General features: G+C 34.6%; 16 protein-coding genes and 1 pseudogene. 4 read left to right on the plus strand and 13 right to left on the minus strand.

All coding sequences use genetic code 11. The features are described 5' to 3' along the window. From LOK41_RS08845 to LOK41_RS08860, 4 genes and pseudogenes are all read right to left on the minus strand, one after another. A pseudogene (locus LOK41_RS08845) lies at nucleotides 1–839 on the minus strand (PP2C family serine/threonine-protein phosphatase). Continuing rightward, nucleotides 823–1,302, minus strand: a complete 480-nt coding sequence (locus LOK41_RS08850) for an HIT family protein (protein WP_241816141.1) — start codon at nucleotides 1,300–1,302, stop codon at nucleotides 823–825. The pseudogene LOK41_RS08845 and the gene LOK41_RS08850 overlap by 17 nt, the downstream one beginning before the upstream one ends. Nucleotides 1,303–1,546: 244 nt before the next feature. Next, entirely contained in the window at nucleotides 1,547–2,386 is an 840-nt protein-coding gene (locus LOK41_RS08855; protein ID WP_174099928.1) for an ABC transporter permease, read from the minus strand. Continuing rightward, nucleotides 2,379–3,584 (minus strand): quaternary amine ABC transporter ATP-binding protein, encoded by a 1,206-nt coding sequence (locus tag LOK41_RS08860; RefSeq protein ID WP_174099929.1) that lies wholly within the window; start codon nucleotides 3,582–3,584, stop codon nucleotides 2,379–2,381. The genes LOK41_RS08855 and LOK41_RS08860 overlap by 8 nt, the downstream gene beginning before the upstream one ends. Nucleotides 3,585–3,934: 350 nt before the next feature. Here LOK41_RS08860 and LOK41_RS08865 point away from each other — a divergent pair, with 350 nt between their 5' ends. Next, nucleotides 3,935–4,792: a glycine betaine ABC transporter substrate-binding protein gene (locus LOK41_RS08865; RefSeq protein ID WP_241816142.1), complete on the plus strand. Its 858-nt coding sequence runs from the start codon at nucleotides 3,935–3,937 to the stop codon at nucleotides 4,790–4,792. A gap of 52 nt (nucleotides 4,793–4,844) precedes the next feature. On the opposite strand, the gene clpP is transcribed toward LOK41_RS08865, so the two are convergent. Continuing rightward, nucleotides 4,845–5,426: an ATP-dependent Clp endopeptidase proteolytic subunit ClpP gene (clpP, locus tag LOK41_RS08870; protein WP_241816143.1), complete on the minus strand. Its 582-nt coding sequence runs from the start codon at nucleotides 5,424–5,426 to the stop codon at nucleotides 4,845–4,847. 21 nt (nucleotides 5,427–5,447) lie between these two features. Continuing rightward, nucleotides 5,448–6,146: an RNA polymerase subunit sigma-70 gene (locus LOK41_RS08875; protein ID WP_241816144.1), complete on the minus strand. Its 699-nt coding sequence runs from the start codon at nucleotides 6,144–6,146 to the stop codon at nucleotides 5,448–5,450. Between the two features lie 147 nt (nucleotides 6,147–6,293). On the opposite strand from LOK41_RS08875, the gene LOK41_RS08880 reads away from it, so the two are divergent. Further along, complete coding sequence (locus LOK41_RS08880; RefSeq protein WP_174099932.1) at nucleotides 6,294–6,614, plus strand: 2Fe-2S iron-sulfur cluster-binding protein; 321 nt, start codon at nucleotides 6,294–6,296, stop codon at nucleotides 6,612–6,614. Between the two features lie 16 nt (nucleotides 6,615–6,630). Then, complete coding sequence (rpiA, locus tag LOK41_RS08885) at nucleotides 6,631–7,293, plus strand: ribose 5-phosphate isomerase A (protein ID WP_241816145.1); 663 nt, start codon at nucleotides 6,631–6,633, stop codon at nucleotides 7,291–7,293. Between the two features lie 234 nt (nucleotides 7,294–7,527). On the opposite strand, the gene LOK41_RS08890 is transcribed toward rpiA, so the two are convergent. Then, nucleotides 7,528–7,773 (minus strand): hemolysin XhlA family protein, encoded by a 246-nt coding sequence (locus tag LOK41_RS08890; RefSeq protein ID WP_241816146.1) that lies wholly within the window; start codon nucleotides 7,771–7,773, stop codon nucleotides 7,528–7,530. Nucleotides 7,774–7,947: 174 nt separating this feature from the next. Between LOK41_RS08890 and LOK41_RS08895 the strand changes: the two genes are divergently transcribed. Further along, nucleotides 7,948–8,400 carry a GNAT family N-acetyltransferase gene (locus LOK41_RS08895; RefSeq protein WP_241816147.1) on the plus strand — a complete coding sequence of 151 codons (453 nt, stop codon included), beginning with the start codon at nucleotides 7,948–7,950 and terminating at the stop codon, nucleotides 8,398–8,400. A gap of 71 nt (nucleotides 8,401–8,471) precedes the next feature. Here the strand turns inward: LOK41_RS08895 and LOK41_RS08900 are convergent, their stop codons facing one another. The 6 genes from LOK41_RS08900 to LOK41_RS08925 all read right to left on the minus strand — a co-directional run bounded on the left by LOK41_RS08900 (nucleotide 8,472) and on the right by LOK41_RS08925 (nucleotide 11,774). Beyond that, nucleotides 8,472–8,861, minus strand: coding sequence for a ribosomal maturation YjgA family protein (locus tag LOK41_RS08900; RefSeq protein WP_241816148.1), 390 nt, complete (start codon nucleotides 8,859–8,861; stop codon nucleotides 8,472–8,474). A gap of 34 nt (nucleotides 8,862–8,895) precedes the next feature. Continuing rightward, on the minus strand, nucleotides 8,896–9,510 hold the full coding sequence (locus LOK41_RS08905) for a DUF4241 domain-containing protein (RefSeq protein WP_241816149.1): 615 nt from the start codon (nucleotides 9,508–9,510) through the stop codon (nucleotides 8,896–8,898). Nucleotides 9,511–9,590: 80 nt separating this feature from the next. After that, nucleotides 9,591–9,950 carry an MmcQ/YjbR family DNA-binding protein gene (locus LOK41_RS08910; RefSeq protein WP_241816150.1) on the minus strand — a complete coding sequence of 120 codons (360 nt, stop codon included), beginning with the start codon at nucleotides 9,948–9,950 and terminating at the stop codon, nucleotides 9,591–9,593. Nucleotides 9,951–10,012: 62 nt separating this feature from the next. Beyond that, the gene (locus LOK41_RS08915; RefSeq protein ID WP_241816151.1) at nucleotides 10,013–10,435 is read right to left on the minus strand and encodes a GNAT family N-acetyltransferase; all 423 of its coding nucleotides are present in this window, start codon (nucleotides 10,433–10,435) and stop codon (nucleotides 10,013–10,015) included. Between the two features lie 120 nt (nucleotides 10,436–10,555). Next, on the minus strand, nucleotides 10,556–11,335 hold the full coding sequence (locus LOK41_RS08920) for a serine hydrolase (protein WP_241816152.1): 780 nt from the start codon (nucleotides 11,333–11,335) through the stop codon (nucleotides 10,556–10,558). A gap of 100 nt (nucleotides 11,336–11,435) precedes the next feature. Continuing rightward, nucleotides 11,436–11,774, minus strand: a complete 339-nt coding sequence (locus tag LOK41_RS08925) for a DUF952 domain-containing protein (protein ID WP_241816153.1) — start codon at nucleotides 11,772–11,774, stop codon at nucleotides 11,436–11,438. Nucleotides 11,775–11,795 lie beyond the last annotated feature (21 nt).

An 11,795-nucleotide genomic window follows, 5' to 3' on the forward strand; every position in this document is an offset into this window, starting at 1 on the left:
CTAGTCTCTTTCTAACTTTTTCTCTGGTTGATCACTCGGATAAGTAGCATACGTACAGTTTTCAAAGTCCCAGCTAATCATCGTTGCACTATCTCGTCCAAACTGATGATGTACATGTTTTAAAACATTTTGAACACATGTCGTTAATTCCAGGTTATTTTCATACATATCTTCGTACAAATGATGCGAATTTTCATAACGACGTTCTCCGCATTCTAGTACACCATCCGTTACCATGACAATTCTATTTTTCCCTTTACGTAATTCTCGAACACCAGATGAATAACAAGGAACTGGTAAAGAAAATGTATTGATCTGCCCAATCCATTCATAAAAATGACGTTGATTTAGTGCATGTTGTCCTAGTTTATGTAGCTCTTCATGCAATACGTAAACGAGACAATCCCCGATAGAAAACCACCAAATATAATTTTCTTTTCGTACACAAATCAAACAAGCTGTTTCACCTTTTACTTGCTCGCACGCCTGTTTGAACGAATCCGATTGAAAAAGTGTAAGGATATGATTTTCAACAGAACGAAATGCTGTTTCGATAGGCTCTTCTAATAAAACTTTTATATTTTCATATTCATTTTTTATTGTATGTACTACTAAAGCGACACTTTCTGCACTATTGTGTCCATCTAATATCATCGCAAATTCCCAGTCTCCATTTGACCAAACAAAAGCGCCGTCTTCATTCTTCTTTGCGCCTGCACTCGTATTTCCACCATATATCTACCAAGCACTATCTCACCATGTTGCTGAACTGAAGTTTCCCCTAAATACATTTCGTCGCTACCAACCCATGAATATTGTCTGTTATTTGTTATATGCATACTCGTTCACCATATACGTTCGTATTCTTTCACATAGTTTTTGTATTTTTTCTGCTTGTCCATGAGGTGCACCTTTCCAACTTGCTATCTTTGTCGGAGACCAAAATTCCTGCGGTGTATTTGGGTAACGAGGAATGAGGTGCATATGCATATGGTTTGCCCCATTACCAGAAACGATAGCATATATATGTTCTGCACCCTCACGTTCTTTTAATGCTCGACTGACCCTACTTGTAACTAATCCAAAAATCTTCGCTTCCTCTTCTGTTAATTCAGCTAATCCTGGTATATGCCGTTTTATATCAATCATTACATACCCAAGATATGTTTCCTCTTCCCCCCAATGAACATGCCCTACATATACGAGTTCATCTTCATAGATCGCCCCGCCTGGCACCTTAATTTCTCCTTTATGTTTCTGACATATAAAACAGTGTTTTTCAAAGTGACTTTGTGTAGACATGTATATTCCTCTATTCCTTAAATTTACCATAATAATACCATAAAACACCCTATATTTCAGATTATTCAGAAGAAAATCATTTTATATTCCTATAATAAAATCGATGGAACAACAGCAAAATCAAGTGTGTGCACCAGCTGGAGGTTCGGTAATTGTGTGTATGTAACCCTGTTTCATTCTATACTTTCATTCAAATAAAAAACACGCATCGTAACCTCGCTTACAATGCGTGTTTCATTTCTTTTTACACTCTTTTTTTCTTATGAAATCCTTGTGTAATCCGATCTAATACAATCGCAATGACTACAATAGCTAGTCCAGCTTCAAATCCCATTCCAATATTTACTTGGGTTACAGAACGATATACATCTACCCCAAGTCCTGGTGCTCCTACAAGTGAAGCTGTAACAACCATTGATAAGGACAGCATGATGCTTTGGTTTACACCAGCCATAATAGTTCCCGTTGCGAGAGGTAACTGAACTTTAAATAACTTTTGCGATGTAGTTGAACCAAATGCATTTGCAGCTTCAATTAAATCTTCTGGCACTTGCCTAATACCAAGGTCAGTAAATCGAATTGTCGGTGGCATCGCAAAAATAACAGATGCAATAATGCCTGGAACAACGCCCACTCCAAAGAATGTAATTGCTGGGATAAGGTACACAAAGGCTGGCATTGTTTGCATAAAGTCTAACGTTGGTTTTAAAATTTTTGAAAATCGTTCATTTTGCGATGCTAAAATGCCGATTGGAATCCCAACAATAATGGAAATAATGACTGATGTAAGAACAAGTGCTAATGTTTGCATCGTTTGTCCCCAATAGTTAATGTTTAAAATAAATAATAAGCCGATTAACGTAAAAACCACTAAAGATATTTTACGTGTTGTATACCAAACGAGAAAACATACGATTATGATCATTAAAAGTGCTGGAATCACTGATAAAAGATTCGTAAGTAAATCAACAAAACCGCCAATGACATACGAAAATCCTCGAAACAGTCCTTCAAAGTTTGCATATAAACTCTCTACAAACGCATCGACCCATTCACCTAACGGAATACGAGGAATACTATTCATTTTTATTCACCTCTTCCTCAATATTTCCTGCGAGTGCTTGAATGACGCTTTCACGTTTGATAATCCCTCTTAGCCTATTTTTCTCATCAATAACTGGTAATGGAAACTTCATCTCTGCCATTTTTGCATATGTTTCTTCTAGCAATGTATCTAAATAAACATGAGAAATATCTTTTATTAACAAATCAGCAATTGGCCATTGCTTGTGCACCGCTTTGCTCGCATCATCTGCCGTTAAAATACCTAAAAATTCATGCTTTTTATTGACTACATATACAGTGGACACACCCGCATTTCTCATAATTTGCAGCGCTACACGTGGTCCACGATCAATTAATAATGTTTCTGGTCTTTTCAGAATCGATTCGGCAGTAATGACTTTTCCTAGGTTCACATCCGCAACGAATTTCTCTACGAACTCATTCGCAGGGCTCATCATAATTTCTTCAGGCGTTCCGATTTGTACAATTTCTCCATCTTTCATTAACGCAATACGATCGCCAATTCGGAGCGCTTCATCTAAATCATGCGTAATAAAAATGATTGTTTTTTCCATTTTATCTTGGAGCTCTAACAATTCATCTTGCATTTCTTTTCGAATCAGTGGATCTAATGCGCTAAATGACTCGTCCATGAGAAGAACATCTGGGTCATTCGTAAGAGCCCTTGCAATCCCAACACGTTGCTGCATTCCTCCACTTAACTGTCCCGGAAAGCTATCTTTATGATGATCTAATCCCACTAACTTAAGTGATTCCAGTGCCTTTTCTTCTCTTTCCTCTACTGGAACTCCTTGTATCTCTAAACCATAGGCAACATTTTGTATAACTGTACGATGCGGAAACAACGCAAACTTTTGAAAGACCATGCTCAGTTTTGTTCTTCTAACTCTCCTAAGCGCTTCTTTCCCCATCGTTGCAATGTCTTCTCCATCTATATAAATATGACCCGCAGTTGGTTTAATTAGCTGGTTTAACATTCGTACAAGCGTTGATTTTCCGCTTCCGGACAATCCCATAATTACAAAGATTTCCCCCGTGTTTACTTCAAAAGTGGCTTTTTTCACACCAACATTCATTCCTGTTTCTTTCAATATTTCCGATTTACTTTTTCCTTCTTTTAGTAGTGCAACTGCTCTTTGCGGGTTTTTTCCAAAAACCTTCGTTACATTTTCAACACGAACTTTTGCATTTCCCATACAACGACTCCTTTTCTGCCTATCTATTCACATAGTGTAACGATTTTAAACAGAAATATTACATAGAAATGACATAAAGTGAAACTTTAATCAGTGGGAGCGTCATCCCCACTAATTATTAGCCCTCACGAATCGAACTTTTACGAGCAATTGATTTCCTACTTAACTTTGTTGTTTTGGATAAATTTTAAGGCGAGAATATCACCGCCCATTTATATAGGATTATTAAGCTTTTTTTAAAATTCTTGTTTCCGTTCATAATAAGAAGGTTCACTTATAGATTTATTCATAAAAGCAATGCTATCCAAAATGAAACAAAACAATTTTTATTTATGAAACGGGAGGATTCAATGAAACGGAAAATATGGCTTATAAGCATTTTGTTATTTATCAGCATGATTATTACCTCTTGTAATGCTACGAATGCAAATATGAAAGGGAAAATTAAACTTGGTGTAACAAGTTGGAAAGAAAATATTGCGGCAGCAAATATGTGGAAAGTTTTATTAGAACAAAAAGGCTATAAAGTTGAACTCATGTATTTAGAAAAAGCAGCCATTTGGACTGGTGTCGCCCGCGGTGATGTTGATGCAAACTTAGAAGTATGGCTTCCGGTTACCGATAAACCCTTAAATGATCGGTATAAAAATGACATTGTCTTAAAATCAAAATGGTATGAAGGAACTGGGCTTGGTTTAGTCGTCCCTTCTTATATGAAAGACATTAACAGCATCGAGGATTTAAATGCTCATAAGGATGAATTTGATAATAAGATTGTCGGTATTGAACCTGGTAGTAGCCTTATGAATTTAACGGATAAAGCAATGAAAGAATATGATATAAAGCTAAAACTTGTCCAATCCTCAGAAGCAGCAATGATGAGTGAGCTAAAAAAAGCATATACACAAAAGAAACCAATCGCTGTAACGCTTTGGAATCCACACTGGGGATTTTCAGAATTTGATTTAAAATATTTAAAAGACCCTAAGAAAGTATATGGTGAAAAAGACGACATTTATTACTCTGTACGAAAAGGATTTGAAAAAGATTATCCGGAAATTGTGAAATACTTCGATAAATGGAAAATGAATGATGAACAACTTGGTACTTTAATGGTTATGTTAAATAAAATAAAGGATCCTGAAGAAGCTGCACGAAACTGGATTAAAAAGAATCAAGCATTAGTGGATACATGGACAAAAGATTAATTTATTATACAAAAACAGGCCAGAGATCCCAATGTTCTCTGGCCTGTTTTTGTTATTTTTTTTCAATTACAGCATCAACAATACCATATGTTTTTGCTTCTTCCGCTGTCATAAAGTAGTCTCTTTCTGTATCAAGAGCTACCTTTTCAATCGGCTGACCTGTTCGATCCGATATGATTTTGTTAATATCGTGTTTTAACTTTAATATTCGTTTTGCAGTTATTTCAATCTCTGTCGCTTGCCCTTTCACTCCGCCAAGCGGCTGATGAATCATAATTTCACTATTTGGAAGCGCAAATCTTTTTCCTTTTGCTCCAGCAAGCAACAATAATGCTCCAAATGACGCTGCAAATCCCATACAAAGTGTTTGAACATCTGGTTTAATCAAATTCATCGTATCCAATATCGCAAATCCTGCTGTAGTGGAACCACCTGGGCTATTAATATATAGAAAGATATCCTTCTCCGCATCTTCTGCTTCTAAAAATAATAACTGTGCGACTACACTGCTTGCTACTTGATCGTTAATTTCTGATCCAATCATAACAATACGATCTTTTAACAACCTTGAATATATATCATAGGAGCGCTCTCCTAATTTTGTTTGTTCTACAACATACGGAATTGCATTCATCATAATCCCTCCATCTACTTTTTAAGCTGCGCACAGCATATAACCGTAAGAAGAAGGTGTTTTCGTATTGAATAGTAGTACTGGCTGCTTCGATGATAGATGTGTAAAGTCGATTGTTGGAAGAAGTTTTGTCAACAATTCTGGTCTTTGTTCACGAATAGCTGTTACAACTACTTCAACATCATCCTCCTGCCCTCCTAATTCAATCACCTCTTCTTCACTTACCGTTTTCAATCTATTTCTACTTCGAAACAACGAAGCCTTTACTGCACCTTCTGATATTGAACATATCTCCGCAATATCGGATAAACTATATTGAAAAACATCTTTTAATAAGAAGATGACGGATTGCTGTACATTTAATAAAGACAAAACTTTCTCCGCCATCTCATGCACATCAGCAATTTTTTCATGTGGTTCTTCAAATGTAATCTCCTGCTCTAATTTCTTCTTAACTGATTTTGCTTTGATTTGATCTAGCCATTGATTTCGAGCAATTTTATATAGAAGCGTAATACAAACCTCTTTATGTTCTGCACCTACATATTTTTGGAGTACTTTACAAACCGTTTCTTGGGCAAGGTCTTCTCCGTCCCATTTGCTTTTTGTTAAAAACGTACAGTACCTTTTTAACTCCGCATAATTTTCAATGATAAAGTTTATATTTGAATGATTCATATCAATATGATTTTTTAACATTCGAGTTACTTTTGTGCACAAAATAACCACTCCTTTTCAGCGCTTACTTTATAAACGATTTTACCGATAAAAAAGTTACGGGTCTGATAAAAAATTTTACAACGTTTACGATTACGAAAATGGGGTCATAAATATGTTATGTAGAATTTTAAATGAGGAGGCAATAATATGCCAAAATTAACCGTTATTGGTAGTGGCACGTTTGATGTAAAAGAAGGAACAAAATTAGTACTAGCACTTGAAGATAATGGTGTCAATATTCTTCATCGTTGCGGAGGGAAAGCACGTTGTACCACTTGCCGCGTTGAAATTATAGATGGAGATTTTCAGGAGCCAACACATGTTGAAAAAAATGCGATTACAGAAAAAGGTATTGAAGATCATTTGCGATTGTCATGTCAAATGTACGTACATACAGACCTTACTGTTCGTCCCATATTAACAGTTGAAAATTCCGGATTAGACGCTGGACCACGACCTGCGGAATAACTTTGGGAGAATGATAATGAACTTAAAACGTTTAGCTGGTGAATACGCTGTTGATTTTATAAAAGATGGAATGAATATCGGCCTTGGCACTGGTTCCACTGTATACTGGACAATCCAAAAATTAGGACAGCTAGTCAGTGAAGGTTTAACGATTCAAGCTGTACCTACTTCAATAGAAACGAAGAATTTAGCGGAGCAACTTTCTATTCCTTTAATCTCTTTAAGTGAAATAGATTCTCTTGATCTTACGATTGATGGTGCTGATGAGATTAACCCGGATTTACAGTTAATTAAAGGGGGCGGTGGTGCTCTTCTTCGTGAAAAAATAGTTGCTGTGTCTTCTCAAAAACTAATCATAATCGCTGATGAATCAAAACTTGTAACAGATTTAGGTCTATTTCCTCTTCCTATTGAAATCGTACCGTTCGCTTGGGAACAAACTTCAAAACGAATTCAATCATTAGGTTGCCAGACGATTTTGCGTATCCAAAACAATCAACCATTTATAACAGACAATGGCAATATGATCTTAGATTGTGTTTTTCCAAACCAAATAACCAAACCGATCAAAGCTCATCAGCAGTTAAAAATGATAACCGGTGTGATTGAAACTGGTTTATTTATTAATATGGTAGATACAGCGATTATTGCTACGGAAAACGGTATAAAAGAATTATAATGAAAAGGCTGGCTGTATAATTATAGTCAGCCTTTTCATTATAATTCTATTTGTTAAAACTGCTATATTGTCATATATACCTTTTTACAGAAAATCACTATATGTTTTCTCTAATTCAAGTAACCATGGTTTCACATTCTAAAAACCAGAAAAATTAACACTAATTTTATCTAAAATAGACCATTCATCTCCCACTTTCACTTCCAAACGAAGTGAAAGTGGGAGTAGTTCAAATTATAATGTTACTTTTATTATTAAACCCACTACCCCTGTTAAAACTGCACCTATAATAATTCTCAAACTCCAAGTTGTATTCATTTTAATTCTTTCTAATTGTTTATTAATTGTCGCTATATCTTTTTTATTTATAAGTACACGCATTTCTATAAGTCGAATATCTTTTGTAAGTTCTTTAATTGTTACTTTTAAATCATCAATTTCTTCATGCAAATCTTGAATCTCTTCATCTGAACTTTTCATGTTATCACATCCTTTAAGTGAAACATCTATCTCTATATAATATGAGACAAGTTTTTCGATGTGAATGTGTATACCAATACATTTCTTAGTACATATAAAATAAAATAATAATACACCCTAGTATATAAAAACAGTATCATAATTTTCCGAACCTACCAGAAAGGACTGAATAAGTTGCAATCAAAACAAATAAAAGAAATAATTGATTTAGAAATTGCCTTTCACATTCGAAAAGAAGTATTTGTTAAAGAACAAGATGTTCCTCTAGAAGATGAATTTGATACATTTGATACACTAAGCGATATATGTCATCATATTTTAGTTTATTTTAATGAAATGCCTGTAGGAACTGGGCGTATTAGATTTATTGATAACATTGGTAAACTAGAAAGAATCTGCATTTTACAACCCTACCGAAAATACGGTTTAGGTAAAATCATTATTCAAACATTAGAAGAGATTGCTAGAGAAAAAGAGATCTCTAAGGTGAAACTGCATGGGCAAACACATGCAGAGGGATTTTACAATAAACTTGGCTATCAAACTTCATCGGATGTATTTATGGAAGATGGTATTCCACATATTCTTATGATTAAAGATTTATCTGTTAATAAAGTTATAAAATAATAAATTAAAATCCCTTTTTCACACTTGTGAAAAGGGATTTTGAAATTCTTATTTTTATACTTTTCTCAAACCTATAATTTTTTTCGAAAAACGAATTCACAGAACGTGCCAATTCCAATCCCTATCGTATAAGCCAATACATCACTCCACAAAAACCCATAGCCTAATACGAGTCCTCCTAAAGTTGTTGCTCGTATACTATCTATCCATTCCGCATGATATAATTGACTGATCTCGATACAATAGCAAAATAGCAAACTCAATAAAGCAACCTTTTTGGTCCCCATTTGATGAAAAAGGAATCCAAATCCAATGAAAATCATGAGAGCCCATAGTGCATCTCCTAAATAGTCATTTAATAGAGTTGGTAAAGCATACGCAAACTTTCTTGACCCTAATCCTAAGATAATTACTAGTATCGTTAGTACCGCATACAGTATCCTATTTCGTTTATAACCCATTCCTAAATCCTCTCTTATCGCAACAAACTTTTATTTATTCCTCATACAACACTTGAAAATCAGTAACAATTGAAACTATATCTCCCTTCTCATCAACTCCCCAATAGGAAGGATAAAAACCATCACCATAACCTGAACGGAACATAATAATATTACTACCCGTTTCCTCACAAACTACACAGTTTCCCCATTCATCATCATGTTCTGTTAGAATATCGTCTATCAAATCATCATACAAGCTTATAAATTCGTCTCCTAATTCTTGTTGTAGTCTATCTTCTATTTCTTCTAATTTATCAATTGCTTCAACATCTGCAAAACATCCTATACCTGTATCGACTGGGTATCCAAAAATAAAGCCTTCTTCTAGTTCACTTGCATTCTGCCCCGGTTTTGTTGCCATCTTCCATTCTGTCACCTTTGATTTCGATAGTTTCAATTCAGCACCAGCAATTACACCATCTTCTTCGTTCCACCAAGCAATAATTGGATATGCACCTGGCTGAATTGTATGTTCGAAATGATTTTTATGAAAAATAAGAGGATCACAAGCAACCAATTTACCCGAAGTAATTTTTAAACGCCCTAATACTTTGGGGCGTAGTATCTCGCTATCCGGTTTAGATAATTCATGTAGTAGTCTTGACATACTGTTTCTCTTCCTTTCATTTTCTTATTCGTAGAATTTACTTAATAAAGTGTAAGGCAATCGAATGGATAAGACACCGTTTATTCCTCTCCCAAAATCTCTTTCTGTATCTTTTTCGAAAGAGACTGCAGAACTAAATCATAAGACCAATCTACCATTTTATTAATTTCCTCTTGTCCTAAGCCCTTATTTATGTAAACTGTATTCCAATGCTTTTTATTCATATGATAACCAGGAATAATTGAATCCGGATATTCTTCTCGAATTCGCAATGCGATATTGGGATCACATTTCAATGTGATCGCTGTTTTCTCCCCTTTTTCATGGTTTACAATCGCAAATATTTTATTATAAATTCTCATACATGTTGCATTCCATCCATCTGGAGAATCTTCCGTTACTTTTCTTTTTGAAAGGCAGTATGTACGTGTTGCTTCCAATGTTTTCTTCACCTCTTACATTTATTGATGCTTCGATTACAAAGTTACATAATATAATTATGTTATATCTCTAAACGTTTCTCTAAAAAATGCTGGCTATACCCTTTAGGATGATCCTCTACTACCCCAAACTCTCTATACCCGTGCTTCTTATAAAATTCAGGTGCTTGAAAACTAAATGAATCAAGCAGTATTAATCTACATCCTTTTTCTTTTGCGATTTCTTCGATTTTATTTAGTAGTTGACTACCATATCCTTCATGACGCACTGATTCATCCACCCATAAAAAATCAATATGAAGATGATAAAAATACATCGTTCCTGTTATGCCGCCAAATATTTTGCCCTCATCGTCTTTTACTAGAAAGCTTACATGCTCTAATGGGCTTTTCACTTCATTTGGTAGTACAGACATATTGTATTGGATTACTTTATTTTTTATATACTCACTTTCGTTTGGCGTGTACTGTTCAATAATTTTCATATAATAATACTTCCCTTCCTATCAATGAAATAAGAACTAAACGCCCTTTTCTCTTGATCCACACATTTAATTATCTTTATTTTTTCTAGCCAAAATGCTAACAATAATAAATCCTTCTGCTTATATATGAACATATTTCATTTCTTTTTCTATACACTCTTTATACAGACACCTTAAAACTTCTATTATTTTAGAATCAACTTCTTGATTCTCGTAACGATTTGGTAAATCCATTCCGCCAATCACATAAAGCAATGGATTTTCATGAAATGTTCCTAGTATACCAATATTTATAAAAGCAGTAGGTAATCCACCTGTCATATGTGTCAGGTGGTAATTTGGTATTCCCTCATAGTTTCCTTGTTGTCTCACCATCCCATTTATAATGGGTTCCCATAACATTGGATTCGATTCATATCCTTGGAATATACGAATTAAAAGTTTAAGAACTTGTTTTAATTTCCCAACGTTTTTCGCATCCCTTGGGTCTTTCGTAATATTAATCTTTGAAAAAGAACTTTGAATTCTCTTATTTACTTCTTCCCATCCCCCGCAAAAGCCTACAACAGATTGTGCAATACAATTGTCATGACATGCAATCATTATTTCCACAGCATTTCTGAGTGTTAACACTGTTCTTCCCTGCAAATGTGGATATATTTCTTTACTATCCTCTTTATGACTAAATGCTATATTGTCGATTTCATCACTCCAGCGAACCTGCTTTCCTTCAATCATTTTGGCTACAGCAAATCCAATTGCAATTTTTGCTGCTGACGCTAATGGAACCACAACATCATCATTATATAAAGCGACAATATTTTGACTTTCTGCTGAATAAACAACTATACCTACCTGACCTGATTTTATCTCCTTTATTTTCTTGATTACTTCCTCCATTTGTACGCCTCTTCTCGATTTCGTTTTATCCCTTTCAGTATTTCGATAATACAAATCAAAAATCCTTTTATGAGGTTAACAAATTAACAAATGTATTCTATTAGTTACGCTCTAACTCTACCGGTAAAACATAGACGCCATTTTCTTTCTGAAGTTCTACTACTTTCACAACAGCATCAGCATTTACGGTTCCATATATATGTGGATAATTTTGACCATTAGACGCCAGTTCATATTTTATTTCCGCATGAACAAATTCTGGGTCAATTACAAGTAAAACTAGCTCCATGTCAGTACTAAAATGTTTTTCTGCAACTTCAAGCGATTGTTCTAAAAAAGAACAATGAATAAACCCTTCTTTTGTAAGTGAATCTTCAATTATTTCTCTTTTTATTTTTGCTACTTCCCATGCATTTTTTCTCATTATCTTTGTAATCATATTCGATCTCCTTCTTCCCTA

The sequence above is a fragment of the Bacillus sp. TL12 genome (assembly GCF_022625245.1).
Taxonomy (GTDB): Bacteria; Bacillota; Bacilli; order Bacillales; family Bacillaceae_G; genus Bacillus_A.

What these genes read in the sequence shown, in the direction of transcription:
- LOK41_RS08850 (WP_241816141.1), bottom strand. Translation starts at nt 1,302, where the DNA reads ATGTCTACACAAAGTCACTTTGAAAAACACTGTTTTATATGTCAGAAA.
- LOK41_RS08855 (WP_174099928.1), bottom strand. Translation starts at nt 2,386, where the DNA reads ATGAATAGTATTCCTCGTATTCCGTTAGGTGAATGGGTCGATGCGTTT.
- LOK41_RS08860 (WP_174099929.1), bottom strand. Translation starts at nt 3,584, where the DNA reads ATGGGAAATGCAAAAGTTCGTGTTGAAAATGTAACGAAGGTTTTTGGA.
- LOK41_RS08865 (WP_241816142.1), top strand. Translation starts at nt 3,935, where the DNA reads ATGAAACGGAAAATATGGCTTATAAGCATTTTGTTATTTATCAGCATG.
- clpP (WP_241816143.1), bottom strand. Translation starts at nt 5,426, where the DNA reads ATGAATGCAATTCCGTATGTTGTAGAACAAACAAAATTAGGAGAGCGC.
- LOK41_RS08880 (WP_174099932.1), top strand. Translation starts at nt 6,294, where the DNA reads ATGCCAAAATTAACCGTTATTGGTAGTGGCACGTTTGATGTAAAAGAA.
- rpiA (WP_241816145.1), top strand. Translation starts at nt 6,631, where the DNA reads ATGAACTTAAAACGTTTAGCTGGTGAATACGCTGTTGATTTTATAAAA.
- LOK41_RS08890 (WP_241816146.1), bottom strand. Translation starts at nt 7,773, where the DNA reads ATGAAAAGTTCAGATGAAGAGATTCAAGATTTGCATGAAGAAATTGAT.
- LOK41_RS08900 (WP_241816148.1), bottom strand. Translation starts at nt 8,861, where the DNA reads ATGGGTTATAAACGAAATAGGATACTGTATGCGGTACTAACGATACTA.
- LOK41_RS08905 (WP_241816149.1), bottom strand. Translation starts at nt 9,510, where the DNA reads ATGTCAAGACTACTACATGAATTATCTAAACCGGATAGCGAGATACTA.
- LOK41_RS08915 (WP_241816151.1), bottom strand. Translation starts at nt 10,435, where the DNA reads ATGAAAATTATTGAACAGTACACGCCAAACGAAAGTGAGTATATAAAA.
- LOK41_RS08920 (WP_241816152.1), bottom strand. Translation starts at nt 11,335, where the DNA reads ATGGAGGAAGTAATCAAGAAAATAAAGGAGATAAAATCAGGTCAGGTA.
- LOK41_RS08925 (WP_241816153.1), bottom strand. Translation starts at nt 11,774, where the DNA reads ATGATTACAAAGATAATGAGAAAAAATGCATGGGAAGTAGCAAAAATA.